Here is a 24,609-nt window from a genome sequence, read left to right as displayed (position 1 = left end):
GGGCGCTTCTTCTAACGTGAGTACAGGCTGTTCTCGCCCTCCGGACGGGTCTTGAAACGCCGGTGCACCCACATGTACTGTTCCGGGTGCTTGCGGATCAGCTCCTCGAGCACGCGGTTGATGCGCTCGGCATCGCGATGGTCGTCCCCCTCGGGGAAGTTCTCCAGAGGGGGGTAGACTTTCACGTCGTAGCCGGAGCCGTCATCCCGACGGAAATGGGTAAACGGAATGATCCGGGCGCGCCCCATCTGCACCAGCTTGGAGGTGGCCGTGATCGTGGCCGCCGGCACCCCGAAAAAAGGCGCGAATACATGCGGTCGGCGCGGGCCGTAATCCTGATCCGGGGCGTACCAGATAACCCGGCCCCGACGCAGCCGTTTGATCATCAGGCGCATGTCCTCCCGATCGATAATGACAGTGTCATCGCTCCGGCGGCTGCGTCCCCTGACCTGAAAGAAATCGTATACCGGGTTGTCGTGCGGCCGGTAGAGTGCATCGATGGAGTGACTCATGCACAGCAGGTTGCCACCCAGGTCCAGGTGAGTGACGTGCATGGCCAGCAGCACCACACCCTGGCCCTCGCTCTGCGCGGCTTTCAGGTGCTCCAGCCCCTCAATGGTGAACAGCCGGCGCAGCCGCCAGTCGGGCCAGAACCAGGAAATACCGGTTTCAAACAGGGCCTGTGCGGTGGAGCTGACGGTGGCGCGGGCCATGGCACGCTGTTCTTCGACCGATTTTTCCGGAAAGCACAGGGCCAGGTTGCGCATCGCCGTGTGGCGCCGGCTTTTGGCCAGGCGCCAGACCAGTCGCCCCAGAGCCCGGCCCAGAGCCATCTGCCAGCGGTAGGGCAGCTGAGCGAGCAGCCACCAGAGCCCGAAACCCACCCAGGTAAGCCAGTAACGCGGGTGCAGCAGGTTCAGGGTAAAGCGCGGCATTACAAAGATTCCTCACAGGGCCATGGAAAGCGGCTATTCTAACGGTAACGGTCGTCAAAGGGGGAGAGCTTGATCTATGTTAGAATACGCGCCAAATGCCACGACGAGCTTTGATGCGACCAGACCGGGTTCATCCCGGAATTCAGACGCGAGCCTGCTGCAATCGCTGCGTCTCGGTACCCGGGACGCGCACGGGGCGCTGGAGGCGCAGCCTCTGGTGAGCGGGCTGCTGGATCCGACCCTCAGTCCGGACCGTTATGTGCAGCTGCTGCAGGCGTTTGCGGCCTTTTACCGGCGTCTGGAGCCGAGGCTGAGCGCGGCTCTGGACCATTGGCACTCCCGCTTCCCCTCAGTCTATCGCTACCGGCCGCGGTTGCCCCTGTTGCAGGCGGATCTGGCGGACCTGGGTTGCGACTTCTTGCCAGAGCCCGGCGGCGAAGTGCCGGTGAACGTGACGATCGAAACCGTCCCGGGGGTACTGTACGTCCTTGAGGGGGCGACCCAGGGCGGGCGGGTGATTGGCCCGCGGCTGCACCGGGCGCTCGGGTTGTCCGGGCATTGGGGCGCACGTTACTTCAATCTTCATGGACAGCTCGACAGCTGGTCGCACTTTCGAGACTGGTTGTCGCGGATCGAACCACACCTGGATCAAAACGCGACCCTGAGCGGTGCGCGCGCGACCTTTTCCGGGCTCCATGCCCATCTTGACCACTGGCAGGTGGAACAGAGTGACCGTTAAGCCGACCGACAACTCCCAACGTGATATGGACGCCGCCCTTGCCGAGTGCGGGCGCGAGCCGGTGCATATTCCCGGCGCGATTCAGGCCTTTGGCATTCTTCTGTGCTTCGATACGTCGCTGCGCCGGGTGCAGCAGGTCAGTGCCAATGTGGGGGAGGTGCTGGGTCGGCCGGTGGCCGAGTGCCTGGAGGCAAAGCCGGACGAGCTGCTGGGCAAAAGCCTGTTGAGTCGACTGAAAAAAGGACTCAAAGAGGTCGACCAGCTGCCCGGCGCCCTGACCGTGACCCGCCGCTACGCCGGCGAATCCCGCCGTCTGCATGTGGCTGCCTTTCGCTCCGGCGATACCGTGGTCGTGGAGCTGGAGCCCCTGGATGGTGGCACCCGCTATCGCTGGCTGTCGCTGGTGAACGACTGGATTGGCCAACTGGTCGAGACCCAATCCAGAGAGCAGGTGCTCGATAAGCTGGTGGAAGCGGTGAGGGATATCATCGGGTTCGATCGCTGCCTGGTGTACGCCTTCGATGCCGGCTGGAACGGGCAGGTATTGGCCGAGAGCCGCAATGACGCTCTGGGCTCGCTGTTGAACCATCACTTTCCCGCCAGTGATATTCCGCCCCAGGTGCGCGCCCTGTATGAGCGTAACCGGGTGCGGATGATCGCCGATTGCCGGGCCGATCCGGTGCCCCTGGTTCCTACCGTCAACCCGGACACGGGCCAGCCGGTGGATCTTGGTGCTGGCACCCTTCGGGCGGTCTCCCCTGTCCATCGGGAGTATATGCACAATATGGACGTCAGCGCTTCGCTGTCGGTTGCGATCTACTCCGAAACCGGGCTCTGGGGGCTGGTGGCCTGCCACAGTCGCGAACCGCTGGCGCTCTCGCCCTCGGCGCGCGACAGCGTCGCCACTCTGGTCCAGGTGGCGGGGCAGCGTCTGTTCCTGATCAAGGCGGAGGGCGAAGCGCAGTACCGTCAGCGCATCCACGAAAATCGCGCGCTGCTCGCTCGCAGCGTGCAGGAGCGTCAGGCGCCGAGAGACCTGCTGCTCGAGTACGCGGCCTCCTGGCGCGAGCTGTTTGATGCCCAGGGGCTGGCAATGGTCTACCTGGGAGAAATCACCGCCGACGGCCAGGTGCCGGACGAGGAGTATCTGCGCACGCTGGGCAACTGGCTTGAGTACCAGGTGCCCGATGCCGAGCCCTGGAGCACCACCTCGCTGCTCGAATCCGGATACCCGGAGGCCTCGCTCATCGAAAGTGAGGCCTGTGGCCTGCTGGCGATGCCTCTGCTGATTGATATGGACGCTCGCGGCTGGTTGCTGTTCTTTCGGGTCGAGCAAGTGGAGCTGATCGACTGGGCCGGGAAACCGGAAAAAGCCCCTGAGAAGAAAGACGACCGCTGGGTCCTCTCGCCACGCCAATCCTTTGCGGGCTGGCGCGAGGAGGTCCGGGGTTACAGCAAGCCCTGGCACCCCGCCGAGGAAATGGCGATCCGGGACCTGGGTGACGACCTGGCGGTGATCGCGTCCGCCCATGAAATTGCGCGTCTGAACGAACATCTGCGCCACGAGCGCAAGGCGCTGGCCGAGGTGAACGAGCACCTGCAGGAAATGGCCAATACCGATGCGTTGACGGGGATCATGAACCGCTACCGCATTGAGCATCTGGTGCAGATGGCGCTCGCCAATGCCGAGCGTTACGGGCAGACCTTCAGCCTCCTGCTGTTCGATATTGATTACTTTAAAGCGGTCAATGACACCCATGGCCACGAGGTCGGGGATCGCGTTCTGAAAACCCTGGTGAATACCCTGCAGGGAGGGCTTCGGGACGCCGATCAGCTGGGGCGATGGGGCGGCGAAGAGTTTGTGGTTCTGGTTCCCAATACCCCGCTTGAAGATGCCGCCGTGTTTGCCGAGCGCCTGCGCGACCGGGTCGCCAACACCGATTTTGGCCTGGGCGAGCCCATTACCATCAGTATCGGAATAGCCGAATGGGGTCGGGGCGACAGCTTCAAAACGCTGCTGGTGCGCGCCGATCGGGCCATGTACCAGGCCAAGTATTCCGGACGCAATCGGGTATGTCTGGGGACGGATTGAAGCCGGCCTTGAAGGCCACCTTCATACCCTAAGACACGGAAGCCCAACGCCTGACAGTTTCAGGCAAGGTTCCTGAGTGGCCTCGCCCTCGTTCCCGCCTTTTCCCTTTCCCTGCGCCTTTTCCCAAAATGCGGCGTGCACTTGTACTCTGGTCACCGGGCTCAGTATCGAAGCGAGGCCCTTGTGCGGGAGAGCAAAATTTAATGCAATTGTATTTGATAATCGATCTTATTATAAGTTACTATGCCGTCAACTGAGGGTGAGAATCACTATCGATTCGATTCCTCTCCATATCCGATACCCGCAATTTCGATGAAACAGAAAAGGAGACGCCCGTGAAATTCCGACTGTATGCCCTGCTTCTGGCGATACTGGCCACTTTTACCCTGACCGCCTGTGGTGGCAGCGACAGTGACAACGGCAATGAGCCGCCCACCGAAGAGCAGCCGGGCGATGACAATGATGACGGCGATGATGGTGACAACGGCGACGATGGCAGTCTCGACGTGCCCAGCACCTACAGCTTCCCCAATGCCGACGGCGAGAGCACCGTTGCCTACACCGGCCAGACCAAGCGCCACATTCTGTTGGCCGACCTGGTGGTGGAAATGAACAATCTGGAGGAAGACGCCGGTCAGGACAGCGTTGAATCGGAGCTGAACTTCTACTTCCGCTATGATGCCGCCACCTCCGACAACATCACCAGCGAGTTCAATGCCCGTGATCTCGACGGTATGACCATCCTGCCGGAAGACTCCGGTGAGCTGACCTACGGTGCCATTGCCGGCGGTAAAGACCTGATCGGCAAAATCGCCGGAGGCGACGGTCAGGGTAATGGCGAAGTGGCCAATCTGATCGATGGCGAATTCTTTGGTTGGGAAGACGGGCTGGAAGCCGATGCCCTGCCGGTGGACCTGGTGGATTACTACTTCGCCGCTCTGGCCCATGAAGCCACCGACGGTGTCTCCCCGCAAATCGAAACGGTCGATGGCTCTGTGGCGCTGGACACTGTGACCATTGATGCCCACGGCCGGGACCTGCGTCAGTTGACCCAGAAGTTTCTGCTGGGCGCGGTCGCCTTCTCCCAGGGCACCAACGACTACCTGCAGTCCGACTTCGCCAACATGCTGGAGCTTGAGAGCGACAATGCCTACACCGAGGGCGAGCACAACTGGGATGAAGCCTTTGGTTATTTCGGCGCTGCTCGTGATTACGGTGACTACACCATCGATGAAATCCGCAACGTTGGTTACAAAGACACCAACGGCGATGACGCCATCGACATCCGCAGCGAATTCAACTTCGGTAACTCCACCAACTGTGCCAAGCGCGATGCCGGTACCGCCGGTAATACCAACCCCACGGACTACACCGCCGAGGTCTTTGACGCCTTCCTGACCGGCCGCGCCATTCTGCGCGAGGCGGCCCAGACCGGTGAGCTGACCGGGGACCGTCAGACCGAGTTGAACGAGCAGATCGAAGTGGCGGCGCTGACCTGGGAAAAATGCATTGCGGCCACCGTGGTGCACTACATCAACGATACCGTGGCGGATCTGGAAGCGACGGAAAACGGCAAGTTCCAGGACCTGGCCCACTTCAAGAATCTTGCCAAGCACTGGGGTGAAATGAAAGGCTTCGCCCTGAATCTGCAATTCAGCCCCGAGTCTCCCTTCCGCGCGGATGCCGAGGCGCTGGCTGATCTGAAAGAGATCCTCTCCCTGATGGGCGACGCGCCGGTGCTGGCCGACGGCACCCAGGCAGGCCAAGCGTTTGAAGGCGGGGTGGAGCAATACATCGCCGATATGCTGGCGGCCCGCACACTGATGCAGGACGCCTATGGCTTCGACGCGGAAAACGTTGAAAACTGGTAAGCCTTGACTGACCCAGGCGAACAGGCGGGCACCCGTTTCGGGTGTTCGCCTGTTGTGCGTTGAGAAATGACCGAATCAGGAGTGCAGAAAGATGCGAATCTATCGTTGGGCCCTTCCCCTATTGGCCGTGGCCGTCAGTGGTTGCGTGGGCGACGATCAATCCGGAAGCGCCGAGTCGGAGACGACCCGTGGCTTTGATTATCAGGGCATGATGGCCAACTACGCGGACAATGTGTTTCTGCCCGAGTACCGCGCCTTTGCTGATCAGGCGGATGAGCTGGCCGAGGGGATCAACTCAGTCGAGTTCTACTGCGAGTCTCTGAACGATTCGGATGGCGCCTCGCGAATTCAGCGGGCGCGCGACCAGTGGCGCTCGACCATGGATCAGTGGCAGCGGGTGGAGCTGTTTCAGGTCGGCCCGCTGGCGGCCAACGGCGGCGCTTTGCGCAACCGGATCTATTCCTTTGGCAGCAGCGCACCGCTGAGCGAGTGTGCCGTGGACCAGAGCGTGGTATTGGCCCAGGAAGAAGGCTTTAACCTCAGTGCGCGCTCGTTCAACGCCCGCGGTCTGGACGCGTTGGAGTACCTGCTGTTCTCTGAAGATCTCACCCATCACTGCCCCTCGCAGATCAGTGAAACCGAGGGATGGAATGACCTGCCGGAGTCGACCCGTCGCCAGCAGCGCTGCGATTATGCTCAGCGCCTGGCCGATGACATTGTCGATGCCTCTCAGACACTGGTGCAAACCTGGGAGCCGGAGGGCGGTGACTACCGCTTTGAGTGGGTCAACCCTGCCAATCAGGAAGACAACCTGAAAGCGCTGTCCGATGCGATTTTTTACGTTGAGCTGCAGACCAAGGACCGCAAACTCGGCGTGCCCACGGGCCTGCATACCGGCTGTAACGCCGTTGCCTGCCCGGACGCGGTCGAGTCGCCCTACAGCGAAACGTCTATGCGGAATATTCAGGTCAATATGAAAGCCTTTCTGCAGGGTTTCAAAGGCGGCAATGGACTGGGCTTCGACGACATCTTTGTGCACGAGGGCTTTCCCGACGTAAAGGAAGCGTTTGAGGATGCCATCATCGATGCCGACGTCCGCTCGGGGTATTCAAGTCCCACTCTCCTTCAGCAGATGCGCGCGCAACACGAGTCGGGTAGTGCTCAGGACTGCCAGAATGCCGCCGCCAACCCGGAGGACAATTATCCCGGAGCCTGCGCCGCACATGCGTACCTCAAGCGGGTGACCGACCGGTTGCGCACGGACTTCATCACCATCGTCAACCTCGACTTGCCCGAACGCGGGCAATCCGACAACGACTGATCGCGGGAATGAACATGAATCGATTGAAACACACGCCCCTGCTGCTGGCACTGGTCAGCGGCCTGGCCAGCGCCCAGGATATTGAGTTGCCCCAACTGGTCTACGAGGAAGTTCTGGTGACCGGTGGTGCCGACGCGGTGCGCTCCACCGCGGGCGCCGCCAGCTTTCTGGACGAAGATGCCATCGCCCGGTTTGACCAGACCGATATCAATGAACTGCTGACCCAGGTGCCCGGTGTATATATCCGCACCGAGGATGGTTACGGCCTGCGGCCCAACATCGGCATTCGCGGTGCCACTGCTGAGCGCAGTCAGAAAATCACCCTGATGGAAGACGGCATTCTGATTGCGCCCGCACCCTATTCGGCGCCGGCGGCCTACTACGTGCCCAACGTCAATCGCATGAGCGCGGTGGAAGTGTTCAAGGGCCCCTCGGCCATTCACTATGGTCCCCATACCGTGGGCGGCGCCGTCAATCTGGTGACCGCACCGTTGCCCTTCGAGCGAGAAGGCCGGGTGTCACTCAGTGCCGGCACCGACGGCTACCGCAAAGGCCGACTGGTCTTAGGCGATAGCCAGGAGCAGTTCAGCTACCAGTTGGATCTGCTCAACTATGGCGCCGATGGCTTCAAGGAGCTGGACAACGGCGCCGGTACCGGTTTTGACCGGAACGATCTCAACCTCAAGTTGGGCTGGGAATCGCGGCCCGGCTCGCCGGTGGCCCAGAGTGTCATCCTGAAGCTGGGCTATGCCGACGAGGATTCCGATGAAACCTACCTGGGATTGACCGATGAGGATTTCGAGGCGACCCCGGATCGTCGCTACCTGGGCAGCGGTGCCGATCGCTTCGAGTCCGAGCACACCCAGGCGCATCTGCTGCACCAGGCCAACTTCTACACCGGTTGGCAGTGGATCAACAAGCTGTACATCAACCGTTTTGATCGCGCCTGGAAAAAGCTCGATGGCTTCTTCGCCGCTCCGGCCGAGGATGGCGACTACTCCGAGAACCTGAGCGCGAGCAGTATCTTCAATCGCCCTGACGTGTTCGACCGGCAGATTTCGCTGCTGAGAGGGGAGATCAACTCCAGTGATCGTCTGTCGGATCGACTCGATGTGACTGATAACGCCCGCGAGTACGGTTCTCAGGGGTTGGAAACCGAGCTGCAGCATGAGTTGGGTCTGGGAAGCTGGCAGCACGAGCTGGCCGTGGGGCTGCGCTACCACCACGACTATGTCGACCGCGCCCATCAGCCCTTTGGTTATCGGGTGCAGGACGGCGAACTGGCATTCGACGGGATCACCGACCGGGCGCTCAAGACCGACAACCGGGCGGAAACTGATGCCTGGGCCCTGTTTGTCAGCGACGAAATCCGTCGCGGCCCCTGGAAAATCAATCTGGGCCTGCGCGCCGAGCGCATTGAAGGCGAGGTGGATAACCGTGCCGATGGCAGCCGCCGAAGCAATACCCAGGACATTGTCATACCCGGTGCCGGTGTGTTCTATGAATGGACCGACAACCTGGGCCTGCTGGTGGGGGTGAACAAAGGCTTCTCCCCCAGCGGCCCGGGTGCCGGTGAATCGGTGGAGCCGGAGGAGAGCGTCAACCTCGAGTACGGTTTTCGCTATAAGGCCGGGGAGCTGACCCTGGACGCCATCGGCTTTTTCAGCGACTACGACAACCTGCTCGGCCGCTGTCGGGTGTCCGATGCCGGCTGCGAGCCGGGCGAGGAGTTCAATGGCGGCCGCGTGGAAATCGCCGGCCTGGAGCTGACCGGGGATCTGGTCTGGTCGCTCAGCGACCGGCTCGAGATGCCGCTGAGCCTGGCTTACACCTATACCGAAAGCGCTTTCCAGAGCGATTTCACTTCGGGCTTCTCCCAGTGGGGCACGGTGCGGGCCGGCGATGAGCTGACCTACACCCCCGACCACCAGGCCCGGCTCGGCATCGGCCTGATGGCGTTGGACTGGCAGGTGGACCTGGCGGTGAAGTATTCCGGTGAAATGCGTGACCGGCCCGGGCGGGATGAGCCCACGGGGCGCGATCGCCTCTCGGCCTATACCACCCTGGATCTGTCCGCACGCTACGATCTGTCGTCGGACCTGAGCCTGCAGCTGGTGGCGGACAACCTCACCGACGAGCGCGAGCTGGTCTCCCGCCGGCCCTTCGGTGCCCGCCCCAATGCGCCGCGAACGGTGCAGCTGGGCGTGACCTACCGCTTCTGAAGGAGGCCTGAACGGGGTGTTTGAGATGGATTGGTGGCAGGCGCTGACCGCGCCCCTGAACTACCCGCTGAACCCGGCCAGCCGCATGTACTGGCTGTTCTGGGTCTCGGCGGGGGTGATGGCGGTGGTGGCGCTGTATCTCCAGTTTCGCCGGCGCGAAGACATCGGTTTCTGGCGCGGATTGCACCGAAGCCTGTTCTCACGCCGTCACTGGCTCAACCGCTCCACCGCCACGGACCTGGGTCTGATGCTGGGCAACAGTACGTTGCGGGTACTGCTGATCGTGCCCCTGTTGGGCAGTCATATGATGGCCACGCTCTGGGTGGCCCGCACCCTCCAGATCCATCTGGGCAACGCCCCCGCGCTGCCGTGGCACTGGCTGGCCATTGCGCTGAGTTATACCCTGGTGTTTTTCCTGGTGGAGGATCTCAGCCGCTTTGCCTTGCACCGGACCATGCACCGGGTGCCCTGGCTCTGGCGCTTTCACCGGGTCCACCACAGCGCCAGGCGACTCACTCCATTGACCTTATTCCGGGTGCACCCGCTGGAAATGACCGCCTATTACCTGCGCGGCCTGGTGGTGTTCGGGGGTGTCAGTGGGGTGTTTGTCTATCTGTTCGGAGGTCAGTTGAGCGGTCTGGACGTGCTGGGCGTGGATGTACTGGGCTTCGCCTTCAACTTCCTGGGCGCCAATCTGCGCCACAGTCATATCTGGTTCACCTTCGGACGACTGGAGCGCTGGCTGATCAGCCCGGCGCAGCACCAATTGCACCACAGCGCGGCGCCGGAACACCGGGATCGTAACTTTGGTACCTGTCTGACGCTCTGGGACAGGCTCTTTGGCAGTCACCTGCCGGCGGGCGAGCGCCCGCGACGGCTGCGCTTTGGGGTTTCGTCCCCGCGTTCAGGGCAGACGCAATAACTGTTTCATTTCCCGTGCATTGTCAGGATGCACCAGGTCCGCCAGGGTGTAGCTGTCGAGCACCCGGAAAAACGCCTCCAGCGCTTCACCCAGTACGACTTTGAGTTGGCAGGCGGGCGTCAGGGCGCACTGGCTGCCGCTGCCAAAGCACTCCACCAGGGTGAGATCCTGCTCGGTGCGGCGCACCAGCTCCCCCAGGTTGATCTCTTCCGGTCGGCCGCGCAGGCGCAGGCCGCCGTTTTTGCCGCGAATGGCGGTGAGGTAGCCCTTGATGTTCAACTCCTGCACCACCTTCATCAGATGATTTCGGGATATATCGTAGCTCTCGGCGATTTCCCGAATCGTCGACAGCTCCTCTCCCTTGAGCGCCACGTACATGAGCACGCGCAGCGAGTAGTCCGTGTAGCGGGTAATGTGCATGACATCTCTCGTTTCAGCCCTGGCGACCGTCGGCGCGGGGGCGGGTTAATACGGGCCAATAAAGTACCACAAACAAGGCAAACGCCAGAATCCAGCCCAGGGCGGCCAGGGTCACTCCGATGCGGTAATCCACCCATTGGTTGGCGGCGGCCAGGCGCAGCAGTGTGGCCGCAATGATGGCCAGAAACATCAGACCGCCAAAACGGGGCAGCTTGATCGGGCGCCCGGTATGGCCCATGGCCACCCGGCTCATGACGCCGATGATCAGCGTACCCATGGCACCGACGCCCAGAGTGTGTTGCCACAGGCTGGTCATTCCGGCCCCGCCGAGCCGGTCAAGGCCGCGCAGTAGCAGGGCCAGCACGATCCAGGCGTAAGCCAGGTGCAGAATCCAGAGCATGGGCTCGCGCCAGGTGCGCCACCCGGCCCACTGGACCAGTCGCAGGCCATTGATGGCGCCGGCGGCCAGGGCCAGAGCGCCGACCAGCCAGGCGGGCGAGGGCAGCAGTTCGGCGATCACCAGCAGAAGCACACTGAGCATCGCCATCTGATCGGTTCTCGCCGAGCGGGTCACCCACTCCGGGTCGCCCCCATTCTGGCGTAGCCAGTTGGCAGTGAAGGCGGGAATGATTCGCCCGGCGATCACCACCATCATCAGGGTAATGATATCAAGCGCCAGCGTCTGGCCAAGCTTGAGCAGACCCGTCTTGCCCGTGAGGAAGCCCAGATGCATCAGGAAGTTGCCCAGGGTCAACAGTCCCAGCACTCCGACCAGAATCAGGTTGCGTTTGTTGCCGTGGCGCAGCAGTACCCTCGCCACGTATATGGCCAGTACCGGCAGAAACGCCAGATCAACCGCCGCCACCAACCAGGTGGGTAGCCAGCCGGCGAACCAGAAGACCAGGCGCCCCGCCAGCCAGAGTGCGATCAATGCCGCCAGCCCTCTCCCCGCCAGTGGCGCCGCTCCGGTCCAGTTGGTCATGGCGGTGAGCACAAAGCCGGCCGTGGCTGCCGCGACAAAGCCGTACACCATCTCGTGACTGTGCCACTGCAAGGGCGACCAACCCAGCGGCAGTGGCCAATTGCCGAACAGGAAACCGACCCAGGCCAGCACCACCAATACCGCGTAGAGGCCCGTCAGCAAAAAGAAGGGCCGAAAGGCGTAGGCGAGCAGGGGAGAGGCAGGAGGAGGTGAGGGTTGCGCCATGGTTACACTCCGTCAGCGTCGGGGCGGGTGGTGACATAGGTACCCACCAGCATAAATAAAACGGCAAGAAAGGCCAGAACCCCGGTGTGGGTATCCAGCACAAACAGCACCAGCCAGCTGGTCGCGAGCATGGCGACGGCCCATTTTTTGGCTCGGGGAGGTATCGCCCGCCGGGTCTGCCAGGCCTCGAGCGTGGGACCCAACTGGGGATGAGTCTGCAGCCACTGGGCCAAGCGCGGGGAGCCTTTGGGGGCCGCCCAGGCGGCCAGCAGTAAAAACGGCGTGGTGGGCACCAGCGGCAGCGCCGCACCCAAAGCGCCGAGACCCAGACAGCTCCAGGCCAGACATAACCAGGGGGTGCGTCGTAAATGAATGAGCTTCATGGGGCGTATCCCGGTTGTCAGGCTGCCAATAAGATGAATTTATAGTACATCTTATGCGCGGCCCCGGCAACCGACGCTGAGGAGGGATGACTGTACTCCTTTGAAGGTAGGGGCGGTATGTCTTTGGGGAGGCTTGGTGGGATTTAACATGAATCTGTTTTACTTCTTATGACGATGAAGATAGGATTGACTTTAAAGATGCACAATATATGAATCTTTAGTGGTGGGTTTGGTACCCGTCGATATCAGAGGCTAAGGCGAACGTCGCCAGTGACTTGGAGAAATGACATGAACGCTCTCGAGCAGACATTGGGTGACCTGGCACGGGTGGTTCCCGGGGCCACGGCGATATTTCATCGGCATCATCTGGATTTTTGCTGTGGTGGTCGACAGACCCTGGCGCAGGCGGCGCAGGAAAAAGGCGTGGATGCCGACGCGATTCTGAGGGAGTTGGATCATTTGCCATCGCCGAGCGACATCGAACTGATTGAGCACATCCTGACACGCTACCACGACGTGCATCGCCAGCAGTTTCCCGAGCTGATTCGTCTGAGTCAGCGCGTTGAGCTGGTGCACGGTGGCCATCCGGCGTGCCCCGCCGGGCTGTCTGATCACCTGGAAGTCATGGCGACTGAACTGGAGGCTCACATGCAGAAAGAAGAGCGTGTGCTGTTTCCCATGATCAGCCGGGGCATGCGCGATGTAGCCTCCGGTCCAGTGGCCATGATGCGTCAGGAACACGATGACCATGGCGCCGCGCTGGCGCGCATTGGCGACCTCACTCAGGGCATCACCTTGCCGTCCGGCGCCTGCAACACCTGGCGCGCGCTCTACACCGGTCTGGAAGCCCTGCAGCAGGACCTGATGGACCATATCCATCTGGAAAACAACATTCTATTCGAGCGTATTGACGGACGTGGAGAAACAGACAATGGGTAAGTACCGTGGCCTCTGGTGGACGCTGATCGGTGTCCTGGCATTGACCTTTGCCCTGTTGGGCTATTTTGGTGTGGAAGTGTACCGCAAGGCGCCGCCGATTCCCGGTCAGGTGATCAGTGAAAGCGGTGAGGAGCTGATGACCGAAGAGAGCATTCTCGACGGCCAGACCGCCTGGCAGTCGGTGGGCGGTATGCAACTGGGCTCCATTTGGGGTCACGGGGCCTATCAGGCCCCGGACTGGACCGCCGACTGGCTGCATCGGGAGCTGCTCGCCTGGTTGGAGCTGGCGGCCCGGGAAGAATACGGCGTGCCCTATGAAGAGCTCAGCGGGCGTGAGCAGAACAACCTTCAATACGATCTGAAAACCGCCTACCGCACCAACGACTATGATCCGCAGACCGATACCCTGCAGGTATCCGATCGGCGGGCCGAGGCCATCGCCCAGACGGCCGACTACTACGATCGTCTGTTTGGCGGCTCGCCCGAGCTGCAGGGCACGCGCGAAAGCTATGCGATGAAGGAAGTGACTCTGCCCAACGACGAGCGGCGCGAGCGCATGACCGAGTTCTTCTTCTGGACCGCCTGGGCCGCCGCCACCGAGCGTTATCCCGGCAAAGCCACCTACACCAACAACTGGCCCCACGAGCCTCTGATCGACAACAAGCCCACGGCGGAAAACGTCATCTGGTCCATCGTCAGTGTCGTGTTGCTGATTGCCGGTGTGGGTGGTCTGGTCTGGGGCTGGGCCTTCCTGCGCAAAGAAGAGGAAGACGAGCCGGTCGCACCCAAAGCCGATCCGATTACAACCTTCAATCTGACACCCTCACAGAAAGCACTGGGCAAGTACCTGTTCGTGGTGGTCGCGCTGTTTGTGGCCCAGGTCTTTCTCGGGGGCTTTGTCGCTCACTACACGGTCGAAGGCCAGGGCTTCTACGGTATTCAGACCTCCGATTGGCTTCCCTATTCGCTGATGCGCACTTGGCACCTGCAGGCGGCCATGTTCTGGATTGCCACCGGTTTTCTGGCAGCGGGCCTGTTTCTGGCCCCGATCATCAACGGTGGCAAGGATCCGAAGTATCAGAAACTCGGTGTCGATGTCCTCTTCTGGGCGCTGATCGCTGTGGTGGTGGGCTCCTTCGCCGGTAACTTCTTTGCCATCAATCAGATCATGCCCGCCCACCTGAGCTTCTGGTTCGGCCATCAGGGGTACGAGTATGTGGACCTGGGCCGCTTCTGGCAGATTCTCAAGTTCCTCGGCATCGTTTTCTGGTTGATCCTGATGATGCGCGGCATTGCCGCTGCCCTGCGCCAGCCCGGCGACAAAAACCTGCTGGCGCTGTTCACCGCCTCGGTGGTGGCCATCGGCCTGTTCTACGGCGCCGGCCTCGCCTACGGCGAGCGTACCAACCTCTCGGTCATGGAGTATTGGCGTTGGTGGGTGGTACATCTGTGGGTGGAGGGGTTCTTTGAGGTCTTCGCCACCGCCGCTCTGGCCTTCATCTTCTGCAGCATGGGGCTGGTCTCGCGTACCGTGGCCACGGCCGCTTCTCTGGCCTCGGCTTCGCTGTTCATGCTCGGCGGCGTGCCCGGCACCTTCCACCATCTGTACTTCTCCGGCACCACCACCCCGGTCATGGCGGTGGGCGCTTCCTTCAGTGCGCTGGAAGTGGTGCCCCTGGTGGTCCTGGGCTACGAGGCCTGGGAAAACTGGCGGCTCAAGTTCAAGGCGCCCTGGATGCAGCAGATAAAGTGGCCCCTGTTGTTCTTCGTGGCGGTGGCCTTCTGGAATATGCTCGGTGCCGGTGTGCTGGGCTTCATGATCAACCCGCCCATCGCGCTCTACTATCTGCAGGGTCTGAACACCACGCCGACCCACGCTCACGCGGCGCTGTTCGGGGTCTACGGTTTCCTGGCACTGGGCTTTACGCTGCTGATTCTGCGCTACATCCGCCCCCAGATGGTCTTCAATGAAAAATTGATGAAAACCGCCTTCTGGTGGCTGAATGCGGGCCTGGTACTGATGCTGTTCACCAGCCTGTTGCCGGTGGGTATCATCCAGTTTGCCGCCAGCGCCTCAGAGGGCCTGTGGTATGCTCGCAGCGAAGAGTTTCTGCAGCAGCCACTGTTGGAAACGCTACGCTGGGTGCGTACCTTTGGTGACGTGATCTTTATTGTCGGCGCTCTCGCGGTGAGCTGGCAGGTGGTCAAGGGCGTATTCTTTCCGGACGCGGCGGAGTGGATCGGCCCGGTTCAGCCGGTGGAGAAGTTTGCGCCGGCCTACGCCGAATCGGATGCGGCCATGGCCGAAGCCCACAGCGGTGAAACCTGCTGCGGACAGTGCGGCGGAGATAAGTAGGCTCTCCTGTTGTGATTGACACAGGGCGGGAGCTTACCCGCCCTGTGTTTACAGACGATGTTTGGAGGAATGAATGGTCAATGCTCAAGAACGGATCGATGCGATTTATGATGTAGTAAAAAGTCGCAACCCCGGGGAAACCGAATTCCATCAGGCGGTATGGGAAGTGATTGAAACCCTGACCCCCGTCCTGGAAAAGTGTCCCTACTACGCCCAGCAGAAAATCATCGAGCGCATCTGCGAGCCCGAACGTCAGATCATTTTCAGGGTGCCCTGGCAGGATGACGATGGCGAGGTTCACATCAACCGGGGCTTCCGGGTCGGGTTCAACAGCGCGCTTGGCCCCTACAAGGGCGGTCTGCGGTTTCACCCCAGCGTATTGCTGGGCACCATCAAATTTCTCGCCTTCGAGCAGACTTTCAAAAATGCCCTGACCGGGCTGCCCATCGGCAGCGGCAAGGGCGGTTCGGATTTTGACCCCAAGGGGAAGTCCGACAACGAAATCATGCGTTTCTGTCAGAGCTTTATGACAGAGCTGTATCGGCACATCGGAGAGATGACCGATGTGCCCGCGGGCGATATCGGTGTAGGGGCGCGCGAAATCGGCTTTCTGTTCGGCCAGTACAAGCGCATCACCAATTGTTACGAGTCCGGCGTCCTGACCGGAAAAAGTCCCAGCTGGGGCGGGGCGCTGGTACGCAAAGAGGCGACCGGTTACGGGCTGGTGTACTTTGCCGAGGAAATGCTCAAAGCCCGCAATGAAACGCTGAAAGACAAAACCTGTGTGGTCTCCGGTTCCGGTAACGTGGCGATTTACGCGATCGAAAAGTTACAGCAACTCGGTGCGAAAGTCGTGGCCTGTTCGGATTCCGGCGGCGTGATCTTTGATGAGCGCGGCATCAATCTGGACACGGTCAAGGAAATAAAAGAAGTCCGACGTGACCGCATCAAAGCGTACACCGATCAGCACGGCGACGCCGATTACCGTGAACAGGGCAACATCTGGGAGATTCCCTGCGATCTCGCCTTCCCCTGTGCGACCCAGAACGAACTGGATGAAAAGGACGCGCAAACACTGGTTGCAAATGGCTGCCAGGCGGTCGCCGAGGGCGCCAATATGCCCTGCACACCGGAGGCCGTCGATTGCTTTTGGGAGAACAATGTTGCCTATGGTCCGGGAAAAGCCGCCAATGCCGGCGGGGTGGCCACCTCCGCACTGGAGATGCAGCAGAACGCCAGTCGCGATGCCTGGAGTTTTGAGTACACCGAAAAGCGCCTGCGCCAGATCATGACCAATATCCATCGGGACTGTTACGAGACGGCCCGGGAGTTCGATCTCGACGGCAACTATGTGGCCGGTGCCAATATCGCCAGCTTCCGCCGTGTCGCCGATGCCATGCTGGCTTTTGGGGTTATCTGACAGCGTTATGCCAAGGCCTTGATCAACGTTGTGCACAGGGCGGCTACTGAATTCTGGCTGCCACTTGTCATTTCAGTGTAACAACCTGGCGAAGAGAAGGTGTCACTATGGTGGATGTTTTTATCAAGCGAGCTCACGACCCGGTTGAGAGCGGGGATGGCGCCAGGGTGCTTGTGGACAAACTCTGGCCGAGGGGCATCAAAAAGGAAGATCTTGCACTCAAGGACTGGTGCAAGGAAGTGGCCCCCAGCGAAACCCTGCGCAAATGGTTCAGTCACGATCCGGATAAGTGGAAGGAGTTTCGGCTCCACTATCTGCAAGAGCTGAAAGACAATAAGTCACGGGCAAGGGAGCTACTTGAGAAAAGTGAACAGGGAAAGCTGACACTCATATTCGGCGCCAAAGACAGAGAGCACAACCACGCCCGCGTTCTGCGCGAGTACCTGAAAAAGATGGACCACTGAAGCTCGGTTCACACATTAATGTAATCGGGGTGGCGCGCCGCCTTTTTCTGCTCGACCGGTCAACTATGATTTGACGCTGTCTTGAGTTTTGCGTCGCATGGCTCGGCGTATATCTTCCAGATGCAGGCCCCGGGTATCGATTCCATTGCGTCCCAACAGCAAGGCCGCCCCGAAAAGCGGTGTCGCAATGACCAGAGCGGACGCCGTTAGCGAGTCCAGCAGACCACTGACCCCCAGCAGAGTGCCACCAATGCCGCCCAACTTCGAGCTGGCGGCGACAATGCCCGCGCCGGTACCGCGCAGGTGAACGGGATAAATTTCTGACGCGTAGGGAATCAGCATTGCAATGATGCCGCTGGCACTGGTCAGCAACAGCGCGGTACAAACCGTTAAAACCGGTAGCGTCAACCAGCCGAAAAGGCTGCAGAGAGCGAAAATCAACAGAGCCGCTGCCGTCAACACGGAAAACAGCGTCAGTGTATGAATGGAGCTCCAGTGGTGGTAGAGCCAGATCACCAGAGCGACACCGGGCAGGGCAAAAAAGGCCGATTGGGCCACCAGGGAGTTGGCATGTTCTGCCAGCCCCAAAGCGTGGAGGTTGGTGGGCAACCAAAGCAGAAATCCGAAATTGACCAGACCCCAGGCGACACCGGCGGTTATCAGACCGAGGGTGATACCCACGTAGGGCGCCTTGAACAGCTCCCCAAAGCCGCCCGGGGCCGACTCCGGCTCTGGTTCCACAACGACCTCACTGTCCTGGTGGGCGTTGCCGCTGAACCGCGCCAATACATGGCGAGCCTCATGGTTCAGGCCTTTGCTGGCGAGGTAGCGGGGTGACTCGGGGATGTAGCGATTGAGAAAGATGACCAGTAAGCCGGTGGGCAACCCCAGTAACCAGAGAATGCGCCAGCTGAACGTGGGTTCAAGTAATGTGGCGGAGCCGGCCGCCACCAGGTAGCCCGCTGCAGTTCCCAGCCCGCCCAGCGCGACCAGTAGCCAGCCGCGGTGTTTGGCCGGGATGGATTCGGCCATCAGCGCAAAGGTAATGGGCAGTAACCCTCCCGCCGACAGACCCATCAGGAAGCACATGATGAGATTCCAGGTGTAGGAGGGCATGGCGCCACAGATGGCCGTACCAATAAACATCAGGGCCGACAATAAAATCGCCGCGCGGCGACCAAAGCGGTCGGCCGCCATGCCCCATAGTACCGATCCCACCGTCGTGCCCGTCAGCGCGACCACCGCGAGTGCGCCCGCCGACTGGCTGGTGAGCTGGTACTCCGAAGCCATGCCCGGCATCACAAAGCCCAGTGTGGCGGGTTTCATAACATCAACTGTAACGGCCACCCAGAGCACGATCACCAGCTTCCAGTGTTCCGCATTGAGCGGCACCCGGTCGGCGATATGGAACTGCAAGTGACTCTCGTGCTGATGTCGAAGCTCCGCCAGCCGGGGCAATACACCGTACCCGGATAGCAGGAGCCCGAGTGGGATCAGCGCCATTCCCACCAGCATGGTGGTGCTCATGGGCATCCCGGCCATGTGATAGCCCATCGGGGCCGCATGCAAAAACATGGGGATTTGGGAGAGCACGCCCAGCGTGATGCCGATACAACCCAGCCAGAAGGCAAGCGGGTGGTAAAAGTTCATACAGACTCCGAAAGGTGAGAGCGACCAATCGACCGATGCGGTAATACCTGAGTGTGACACTCGGGTATTTTTACCGCGAGGATTTAATGGTAGCATAAGCATTAATCAAAACGAGTACTCAGAGAGCATCTTATGCAGCCCAGTTTTCATATTTCCGAACCGGCCCGCGACTACCTGATCGAGCTGCTGAGCAGCCAGGGTGTGGATGCGGCGCGGATTTTTGTTGTCGAGGCGGGAACGCCGCGGGCGGAAACCTGCCTGGCCTATTGCCGCCCCGGTGAGGAGTCTGAAACCGACCTGGAAGTGTACGAGGGCGATCTCAAACTGTATCTGGACAAACGCAGTCTGCCGTATCTGAAAGGCCTGGAAATCGGTCTGCAGGAGCAGGACGGTCAACAACAGATCACCATTCGCGCCCCCAACGCCAAAAAACCCCAGAGCGCCCAGGGGCGCGAGGTGGTGTTTGAGCGCGAAGCCCCGGCCAAGCTGGTGCCCTCCGGCGATGACCTGATGATCCCCAAGGGGGCGGAGGCGGCCATTACCCAGGCGTTGGGCGCCAGCTATACGCTTCTGTATCACGGTAATCTGATCCGTATCGATGGCAAAGATGCCGATGCCATCGGCCTGACATCCAACGGCCTGGAATTCGAGGCGCGTGCCGATGGCCAAATTGATGAAGAGCAGGTGTGGAAGGCGCTCTCGATGGTCTACGACCCGGAGATTCCGGTCAACATTGTCAGCCTGGGGCTGGTGTACAAAATGGCCATCGACCAGGACCGGGGTCATGTGGATGTGGAAATGACGCTGACCGCGCCGGGCTGCGGTATGGGCGATGTGCTGATCGATGACGTCAAACGCCGTCTGGCCGAAGTGCCGAACGTTCAGTCCAGCAACGTCGAATTGGTGTTCGATCCGCCCTGGAATCAGACCATGATGAGCGAAGAGGCGCAGCTGGAAACGGGCATGTTTTTCTGATGTCCCGCCTGGGCGGGTTCGTGCGGTGGTGAACGGTTCTTTTCTGAGCAGCTGCTACACTTCAGGTCGTGCAAAGGTTTTGACAGAGAAATCTGACACCCGATCATGAATTGGAGGAGAGTCGTATGGTTCGCAATCCCCTGAGTGCCGCACTGGCCGCTGTCGCGTTGAGTGTGCCGTCACTGGCGTTGGCCTCGTCATTCCAGCTATTGGAGCAAAGCCCGGCCCAGCTGGGCAAGGCGTTCGCCGGCACCGCTTCCGATATCACCGACGCCTCGACCGTCTATTTCAATCCGGCCGGCATGTCGCGCCTCGAGGGCCGTCAGCTTACGCTCGGCGGGAATGCCGTCTTTACCGAAGCGGACTTCGTCAATGACGGCTCCAGCTACACGGTGAGCGGGAATACGGTGTCAGTGGATGGCGGTGCCACAACCGATGAGACCGGGTTTATCCCTAACGCCTATTGGGTGATGCCGCTCTCAGAGCAGTTTACCCTGGGGCTGGGCGCTGGCGGTCCCTTCGGCTTGTCCAGTGATTTTGGCACCACCTGGCCCGGCCGTTACGAGGCTACCTTCAGCGAGCTGGAGGTGATGAACTTCAATGCGACCACCGCCTGGGCGCCGAACGATCAGATCGCGTTCGGCCTGGGCGTCAGTTACCAGCGCATTGATGTGCAGCTGGAGAGCCAGTTTGACTCCACCCTGGGCCTCAACCCCGACCCGGCGACGGACAGTGGTGCCAGGATTGAAGGCGACGATGATGATTTTGTCTTTGATGCCAGCGTCCTGTGGACACCGGCGCCCGGCACCCATATCGGTCTGTTGTGGCGCCAGGGAGGCGACTTTGCCCTCAGCGGATCGGCAAGCTTTGATTACAATGCCGCCTGTGCGCCGGAGGCGGGCCTTCCCACCGGGGCACCACCGGCCCCCACTACAGGGACGCTCTGTGCGGGCGCTCTGTCGGCTCGCGAGGGGAGTGTGGAAGCCGGCGCGGAGATGCCCGACACCCTCACCCTGAGTGGCTCGCAGCAACTCGGTGATCAGTGGACACTGCATGCGGATGTCTCCCAGACGCGCTGGAGCAGCATCCAGACCATTGCGGTGGACAATGTCGACTCCGGTGAAAATGTGACCGAACTGGACCTGCGTTATGACGACACCCTGCGCTTGGCGCTCGGCGCCAGCTTTGCCTGGTCGGACGCGATGACCTGGCGTTTTGGTGTTGCCAAAGATGAAGCGCCCCAGACCGACCCGGAATACGCCAGCCCGCGCATCCCGGACGAGGACCGCACCTGGTTGGCGTTTGGTGCCAACTTTCTGTTGTCCGATGCCGTCTCGTTGGATGTGAGTTACGCCCACCTGATGGTGGATGATGCCGAACTCGATCGTCAGGAGCCCACGGCAACGGGAGGCAGCTACAATCTTCAGGGAAAATTCGACAGCACCGTGAACATCATCGGCGCGCAGGTGAATTGGCGCTTCTGAGGCTCGCTCCTTTGGCGGTCCGTTAAAGCCTGGGCCGCCAAAGGGGAAACTATTAAGGGCCGGTTCTCGCGTTTCGTCGTGTTGGCATCTTTCGACGGCTTCAGTATTATTCTATCAAAGCGATAATAATCACACTGACAGGAACCCCGTCCATGCAGACCAAATTTCTTCTCGACGAAGACCAGATGCCCAAAGCCTGGTACAACATCCAGGCGGACTTCCCCCGTCCCATGCCACCCGTGCTTCATCCTCAAACTCATCAGCCGGTAGGGCCGGCGGACCTGGAACCGCTGTTCCCTATGGCTTTGATCGAGCAGGAGGTGAGTACCGAGCGCGAGGTGGAGATCCCAGAGCCGGTGCGCGATGTCTACCGCCAATGGCGCCCGGCACCGCTGTATCGTGCGCATCGGCTGGAAAAAGCCCTGGGCACACCGGCGAAGATCTTCTACAAATACGAAGGGGTCAGTCCGGCCGGTAGCCACAAGCCCAATACCGCCATTGCCCAAGCGTTCTACAACCAGCAGGCCGGCACCAAGCGCCTGACCACCGAAACCGGAGCCGGCCAGTGGGGCACCTCCCTGTCCTATGCCGGTGCGCTTTTCGGTCTGGATATCAACGTGTTTCAGGTACGGGTCTCCTACGACCAGAAGCCCTACCGCCGGGCAGTGATGGAAACTTACGGGGCCCATTGTCTGCCGTCACCCTCGGATCAGACCGAGTTTGGCCGCAAGGTATTGGCCGAGAACCCGGAGCACACCGGTAGCCTGGGAATTGCCATCTCCGAGGCGGTGGAGCTGGCCGTGCAGGATCCAGATACCAAATACGCTCTGGGCTCCGTGCTCAACCATGTATTGCTGCACCAGAGCATTATCGGCCTGGAAGCCATGCAGCAGATGGAAATGGCGGACAGCTGGCCGGATGTGATTGTGGGCTGCACCGGCGGTGGCTCCAATTTTGCCGGTATCGCGTTCCCGTTCATGGGGCATGCCCTGCGCGGTGGTGAGCGCTCGCGTATTGTGGCGGTGGAGCCCTCGGCCTGTCCCACGCTCACGCGCGGCAAATATGCCTACGACTACGGTGATACCGCCCAGATGACGCCACTGACCAAGATGCACACTCTGGGCTCGGGTTTTACCCCGCCGGGTTTTCACGCCGGCGGGCTGCGTTATCACGGTATGGCGCCATTGGTCTCCCATGCCAGGGAGCTGGATCTGTTTGATGCGGTGTCCTACACCCAGCGCCAGTGCTTTGAAGCCGGCGTATTCTTCGCCCGTCACGAAGGCATAGTTCCGGCCCCCGAGGCCAATCACGCGGTCAAGGGGGCGATCGACGAAGCCTTGCGCTGCAAGGAAGAGGGCAAGTCCGAGACCATACTGTTCAATCTCTGTGGGCACGGTCACTTCGACATGGCGGCCTATACGGCCTATTTCTCTGGCGAGTTGAGTGACCACGAATACAGCGAAGAGGAAATGGCAATGGCTCTGTCCGGTTTGCCTTCGGTGTAACGACCTGAAACGCTCCGCTCGCCTCCAGCGCTAAAGCGCTGGGCGCGAGCTTCTTTAAGACTGCTCCCGCCTGAATGTTACCGCCGGATAGTTCAGAGGTCAGATTCTGTCATCACCACTTCGCCCTTGCGCCACAGGCGCCACTCCCCGGGCTGATAGATATCCCAGGTCTCATCGCTGGTGAGTGGTTCGGTGACGATCACGCTGACAACATCGTCGGGCGTGGTTTCCGATTCGAAGTCCACCACCATATCCGCGTCTTTCAGCCGGGCGGGGCCGAACGGGGCTCGGCGGGTAATACAGGCCATCTTGGTGGAGCAGTAAGTGAACAGCCAGTCGCCGTTGCTCAGCAGCAGGTTGAACACACCTTCGCGGGCGTAGGTCCTGGACAGCTCAACCAACTGGCGAACCAACTCTTCAGTGGGGGCGTCCCGGTCACAGTGCTGACGAAGATGGTTGAGAATATCGCAGAACAGCGCTTCGCTGTCGGTCGTACCGACCGGTTCGTAGAATCCGGGGTCGGGCGAAAAGCCCGACAGCTGGCCGTTGTGGGCAAACACCCAGTACCGGCCCCAGAGCTCCCGGGTGAACGGATGGGTATTGGCCAGGCAGATTCTCCCCACATTGGCCTGGCGTATATGGCAGATGGCCACTTCGCTTTTGATCGGATGGGTCTGCACCACCTCGGCGATGCGGGAGGAGGCGCTGGCGCCCACATCGTGAAAGCAGCGCACGCCTTTGCCTTCGTAAAAGGCCACACCCCAACCGTCTTTATGGGGACCGGTTTCACCACCGCGACGGGTCAGCCCGGTGAAGCTGAAACACAGGTCGGTGGGGGTATTGGCACTCATGGCCAGAAGTTCGCACATGATCGGCAGGCTCTCAGGTTCCGGACTTGACCGAACATTATACGCTCAGGGATGGGCGCACAAGGAGACAGAAAACCGGCGGCGGGCGCCGCCGGCGTGTTCGCGAGCGGGTTACTGGGGCTGCTTGGCCACCCGCAGATAGGGCTTGAGGGTTTTGAAGCCTTCCGGGAATTTTTTCTTCGCATCCTCATCGCTGACCGACGGCGGAATGATGATATCTTCGCCGTTTTTCCAGTTCACCGGCGTTGCCACCGTGTGTTTGGCGGTCAGTTGAATGGACTCCAACAGACGCAGAATCTCATCAAAGTTGCGCCCGCTGGTCATGGGGTAGATCAGTTGCGCCTTGATCTTCTTGTCCGGGCCGATGATGAAGACCGCGCGTACAGTGGCGTTGTCAGCCGGAGTACGGCCCTCGGCACTGTCGCCTTCGTCTTCGGGCAGCATGTCGTACAGCTTGGAAACCTTCAGGTCGGTATCGCCGATCATCGGATAGTTCGGCGCCGTTCCCTGAGTCTCCTCAATATCCTTGCTCCACTCGGAGTGGTTCTCCACCGGGTCGACCGACAGACCAATGATTTTGGTGTTGCGCTTGTCGAAGTCCGGCTTCAGCTTGGCCATGTAGCCCAACTCAGTGGTGCATACAGGAGTAAAGTCTTTGGGGTGTGAGAACAGAATTGCCCAAGAGTCACCAATCCAGTCATGAAAATTGATCTGGCCTTCGGTGGTCTGCGCGGTAAAGTCCGGTGCGGTACTGCCGATTCGCAGGGCCATAAGCTTTCCTCCTTAGCGGATTTGCTGATTGAAGCCTAGAGATGCGGGCGGTGTTGATCATTTG

The 24,609-nt window shown here is 60.6% G+C and carries 20 protein-coding genes; 13 read left to right on the top strand and 7 right to left on the bottom strand.

The genetic code is table 11. From position 1 onward, the window contains the following. Positions 1 to 11: 11 nt before the first annotated feature. Positions 12 to 935, bottom strand: coding sequence for an LpxL/LpxP family Kdo(2)-lipid IV(A) lauroyl/palmitoleoyl acyltransferase (lpxL, locus tag AAE484_RS05085; RefSeq protein ID WP_341937259.1), 924 nt, complete (start codon positions 933 to 935; stop codon positions 12 to 14). A 76-nt stretch (positions 936 to 1,011) separates the two neighbouring features. Between lpxL and AAE484_RS05080 the strand changes: the two genes are divergently transcribed. The 6 genes from AAE484_RS05080 to AAE484_RS05055 all read left to right on the top strand — a co-directional run bounded on the left by AAE484_RS05080 (position 1,012) and on the right by AAE484_RS05055 (position 10,102). Beyond that, on the top strand, positions 1,012 to 1,674 hold the full coding sequence (locus tag AAE484_RS05080; protein ID WP_341937258.1) for a biliverdin-producing heme oxygenase: 663 nt from the start codon (positions 1,012 to 1,014) through the stop codon (positions 1,672 to 1,674). Continuing rightward, positions 1,664 to 3,766: a sensor domain-containing diguanylate cyclase gene (locus tag AAE484_RS05075; protein ID WP_341937257.1), complete on the top strand. Its 2,103-nt coding sequence runs from the start codon at positions 1,664 to 1,666 to the stop codon at positions 3,764 to 3,766. The genes AAE484_RS05080 and AAE484_RS05075 overlap by 11 nt, the downstream gene beginning before the upstream one ends. Positions 3,767 to 4,101: 335 nt before the next feature. Next, a complete protein-coding gene (locus AAE484_RS05070; RefSeq protein ID WP_341937256.1) occupies positions 4,102 to 5,637 on the top strand; it encodes a DUF4856 domain-containing protein in 1,536 nt (511 codons plus the stop codon). 91 nt (positions 5,638 to 5,728) lie between these two features. Beyond that, the gene (locus AAE484_RS05065; protein WP_341937255.1) at positions 5,729 to 6,958 is read left to right on the top strand and encodes an imelysin family protein; all 1,230 of its coding nucleotides are present in this window, start codon (positions 5,729 to 5,731) and stop codon (positions 6,956 to 6,958) included. A 14-nt stretch (positions 6,959 to 6,972) separates the two neighbouring features. Next, entirely contained in the window at positions 6,973 to 9,180 is a 2,208-nt protein-coding gene (locus AAE484_RS05060) for a TonB-dependent receptor family protein (RefSeq protein ID WP_341937254.1), read from the top strand. 25 nt (positions 9,181 to 9,205) lie between these two features. Continuing rightward, complete coding sequence (locus AAE484_RS05055; RefSeq protein ID WP_341937453.1) at positions 9,206 to 10,102, top strand: sterol desaturase family protein; 897 nt, start codon at positions 9,206 to 9,208, stop codon at positions 10,100 to 10,102. Here AAE484_RS05055 and AAE484_RS05050 read toward each other — a convergent pair. The 3 genes from AAE484_RS05050 to AAE484_RS05040 are packed head-to-tail and all read right to left on the bottom strand — an operon-like array spanning position 10,085 to position 12,112. Further along, positions 10,085 to 10,522, bottom strand: coding sequence for an RrF2 family transcriptional regulator (locus AAE484_RS05050; protein WP_341937253.1), 438 nt, complete (start codon positions 10,520 to 10,522; stop codon positions 10,085 to 10,087). The genes AAE484_RS05055 and AAE484_RS05050 overlap by 18 nt on opposite strands. A 13-nt stretch (positions 10,523 to 10,535) precedes the next feature. Next, the gene (locus AAE484_RS05045) at positions 10,536 to 11,729 is read right to left on the bottom strand and encodes an NnrS family protein (RefSeq protein ID WP_341937252.1); all 1,194 of its coding nucleotides are present in this window, start codon (positions 11,727 to 11,729) and stop codon (positions 10,536 to 10,538) included. A gap of 2 nt (positions 11,730 to 11,731) precedes the next feature. Further along, positions 11,732 to 12,112, bottom strand: a complete 381-nt coding sequence (locus AAE484_RS05040; RefSeq protein WP_341937251.1) for a YbaN family protein — start codon at positions 12,110 to 12,112, stop codon at positions 11,732 to 11,734. Positions 12,113 to 12,400: 288 nt separating this feature from the next. Between AAE484_RS05040 and ytfE the strand changes: the two genes are divergently transcribed. From ytfE to AAE484_RS05020, 4 genes are all read left to right on the top strand, one after another. Beyond that, complete coding sequence (gene ytfE / locus AAE484_RS05035) at positions 12,401 to 13,051, top strand: iron-sulfur cluster repair protein YtfE (protein WP_341937250.1); 651 nt, start codon at positions 12,401 to 12,403, stop codon at positions 13,049 to 13,051. Beyond that, entirely contained in the window at positions 13,044 to 15,407 is a 2,364-nt protein-coding gene (locus AAE484_RS05030) for a nitric-oxide reductase large subunit (protein ID WP_341937249.1), read from the top strand. The genes ytfE and AAE484_RS05030 overlap by 8 nt, the downstream gene beginning before the upstream one ends. Positions 15,408 to 15,480: 73 nt before the next feature. Further along, complete coding sequence (gene gdhA / locus AAE484_RS05025) at positions 15,481 to 16,827, top strand: NADP-specific glutamate dehydrogenase (RefSeq protein ID WP_341937248.1); 1,347 nt, start codon at positions 15,481 to 15,483, stop codon at positions 16,825 to 16,827. Between the two features lie 107 nt (positions 16,828 to 16,934). Next, positions 16,935 to 17,291: a DUF488 domain-containing protein gene (locus tag AAE484_RS05020; RefSeq protein ID WP_341937247.1), complete on the top strand. Its 357-nt coding sequence runs from the start codon at positions 16,935 to 16,937 to the stop codon at positions 17,289 to 17,291. A 63-nt stretch (positions 17,292 to 17,354) separates the two neighbouring features. Here the strand turns inward: AAE484_RS05020 and AAE484_RS05015 are convergent, their stop codons facing one another. Continuing rightward, positions 17,355 to 18,941: an MFS transporter gene (locus tag AAE484_RS05015; protein ID WP_341937246.1), complete on the bottom strand. Its 1,587-nt coding sequence runs from the start codon at positions 18,939 to 18,941 to the stop codon at positions 17,355 to 17,357. Positions 18,942 to 19,397: 456 nt separating this feature from the next. On the opposite strand from AAE484_RS05015, the gene sufT reads away from it, so the two are divergent. From sufT to AAE484_RS05000, 3 genes are all read left to right on the top strand, one after another. Beyond that, a complete protein-coding gene (gene sufT, locus AAE484_RS05010) occupies positions 19,398 to 19,916 on the top strand; it encodes a putative Fe-S cluster assembly protein SufT (protein ID WP_341937452.1) in 519 nt (172 codons plus the stop codon). Between the two features lie 125 nt (positions 19,917 to 20,041). Next, the gene (locus AAE484_RS05005) at positions 20,042 to 21,400 is read left to right on the top strand and encodes an OmpP1/FadL family transporter (protein ID WP_341937245.1); all 1,359 of its coding nucleotides are present in this window, start codon (positions 20,042 to 20,044) and stop codon (positions 21,398 to 21,400) included. A 152-nt stretch (positions 21,401 to 21,552) separates the two neighbouring features. Continuing rightward, complete coding sequence (locus AAE484_RS05000) at positions 21,553 to 22,905, top strand: TrpB-like pyridoxal phosphate-dependent enzyme (RefSeq protein ID WP_341937244.1); 1,353 nt, start codon at positions 21,553 to 21,555, stop codon at positions 22,903 to 22,905. Between the two features lie 92 nt (positions 22,906 to 22,997). Here the strand turns inward: AAE484_RS05000 and AAE484_RS04995 are convergent, their stop codons facing one another. Together AAE484_RS04995 and AAE484_RS04990 are read right to left on the bottom strand one after the other, a co-directional pair. Then, the gene (locus AAE484_RS04995; RefSeq protein WP_341937243.1) at positions 22,998 to 23,774 is read right to left on the bottom strand and encodes a class II glutamine amidotransferase; all 777 of its coding nucleotides are present in this window, start codon (positions 23,772 to 23,774) and stop codon (positions 22,998 to 23,000) included. Between the two features lie 111 nt (positions 23,775 to 23,885). After that, a complete protein-coding gene (locus AAE484_RS04990) occupies positions 23,886 to 24,545 on the bottom strand; it encodes a peroxiredoxin (protein WP_341937242.1) in 660 nt (219 codons plus the stop codon). Positions 24,546 to 24,609 lie beyond the last annotated feature (64 nt).

It is taken from the genome of Marinimicrobium sp. C2-29, from assembly GCF_038419845.1.
Taxonomy (GTDB): Bacteria; Pseudomonadota; Gammaproteobacteria; order Pseudomonadales; family Cellvibrionaceae; genus Marinimicrobium.
The sequence above is the reverse complement of the archived record's forward strand: the minus strand, read 5'-3'. Positions and strand labels throughout refer to the sequence as shown.

Bases quoted from the DNA above. Each gene is read 5' to 3' on its own strand.
- AAE484_RS05050 (WP_341937253.1), bottom strand. From the start codon at position 10,522: ATGCACATTACCCGCTACACGGACTACTCGCTGCGCGTGCTCATGTAC.
- AAE484_RS05015 (WP_341937246.1), bottom strand. From the start codon at position 18,941: ATGAACTTTTACCACCCGCTTGCCTTCTGGCTGGGTTGTATCGGCATC.
- AAE484_RS05020 (WP_341937247.1), top strand. From the start codon at position 16,935: ATGGTGGATGTTTTTATCAAGCGAGCTCACGACCCGGTTGAGAGCGGG.
- AAE484_RS05055 (WP_341937453.1), top strand. From the start codon at position 9,206: ATGGATTGGTGGCAGGCGCTGACCGCGCCCCTGAACTACCCGCTGAAC.
- AAE484_RS05040 (WP_341937251.1), bottom strand. From the start codon at position 12,112: ATGAAGCTCATTCATTTACGACGCACCCCCTGGTTATGTCTGGCCTGG.
- gdhA (WP_341937248.1), top strand. From the start codon at position 15,481: ATGGTCAATGCTCAAGAACGGATCGATGCGATTTATGATGTAGTAAAA.
- AAE484_RS04990 (WP_341937242.1), bottom strand. From the start codon at position 24,545: ATGGCCCTGCGAATCGGCAGTACCGCACCGGACTTTACCGCGCAGACC.
- lpxL (WP_341937259.1), bottom strand. From the start codon at position 935: ATGCCGCGCTTTACCCTGAACCTGCTGCACCCGCGTTACTGGCTTACC.
- AAE484_RS04995 (WP_341937243.1), bottom strand. From the start codon at position 23,774: ATGTGCGAACTTCTGGCCATGAGTGCCAATACCCCCACCGACCTGTGT.
- ytfE (WP_341937250.1), top strand. From the start codon at position 12,401: ATGAACGCTCTCGAGCAGACATTGGGTGACCTGGCACGGGTGGTTCCC.
- AAE484_RS05005 (WP_341937245.1), top strand. From the start codon at position 20,042: ATGGTTCGCAATCCCCTGAGTGCCGCACTGGCCGCTGTCGCGTTGAGT.
- AAE484_RS05065 (WP_341937255.1), top strand. From the start codon at position 5,729: ATGCGAATCTATCGTTGGGCCCTTCCCCTATTGGCCGTGGCCGTCAGT.
- AAE484_RS05030 (WP_341937249.1), top strand. From the start codon at position 13,044: ATGGGTAAGTACCGTGGCCTCTGGTGGACGCTGATCGGTGTCCTGGCA.
- AAE484_RS05080 (WP_341937258.1), top strand. From the start codon at position 1,012: ATGTTAGAATACGCGCCAAATGCCACGACGAGCTTTGATGCGACCAGA.
- AAE484_RS05000 (WP_341937244.1), top strand. From the start codon at position 21,553: ATGCAGACCAAATTTCTTCTCGACGAAGACCAGATGCCCAAAGCCTGG.
- AAE484_RS05045 (WP_341937252.1), bottom strand. From the start codon at position 11,729: ATGGCGCAACCCTCACCTCCTCCTGCCTCTCCCCTGCTCGCCTACGCC.
- AAE484_RS05060 (WP_341937254.1), top strand. From the start codon at position 6,973: ATGAATCGATTGAAACACACGCCCCTGCTGCTGGCACTGGTCAGCGGC.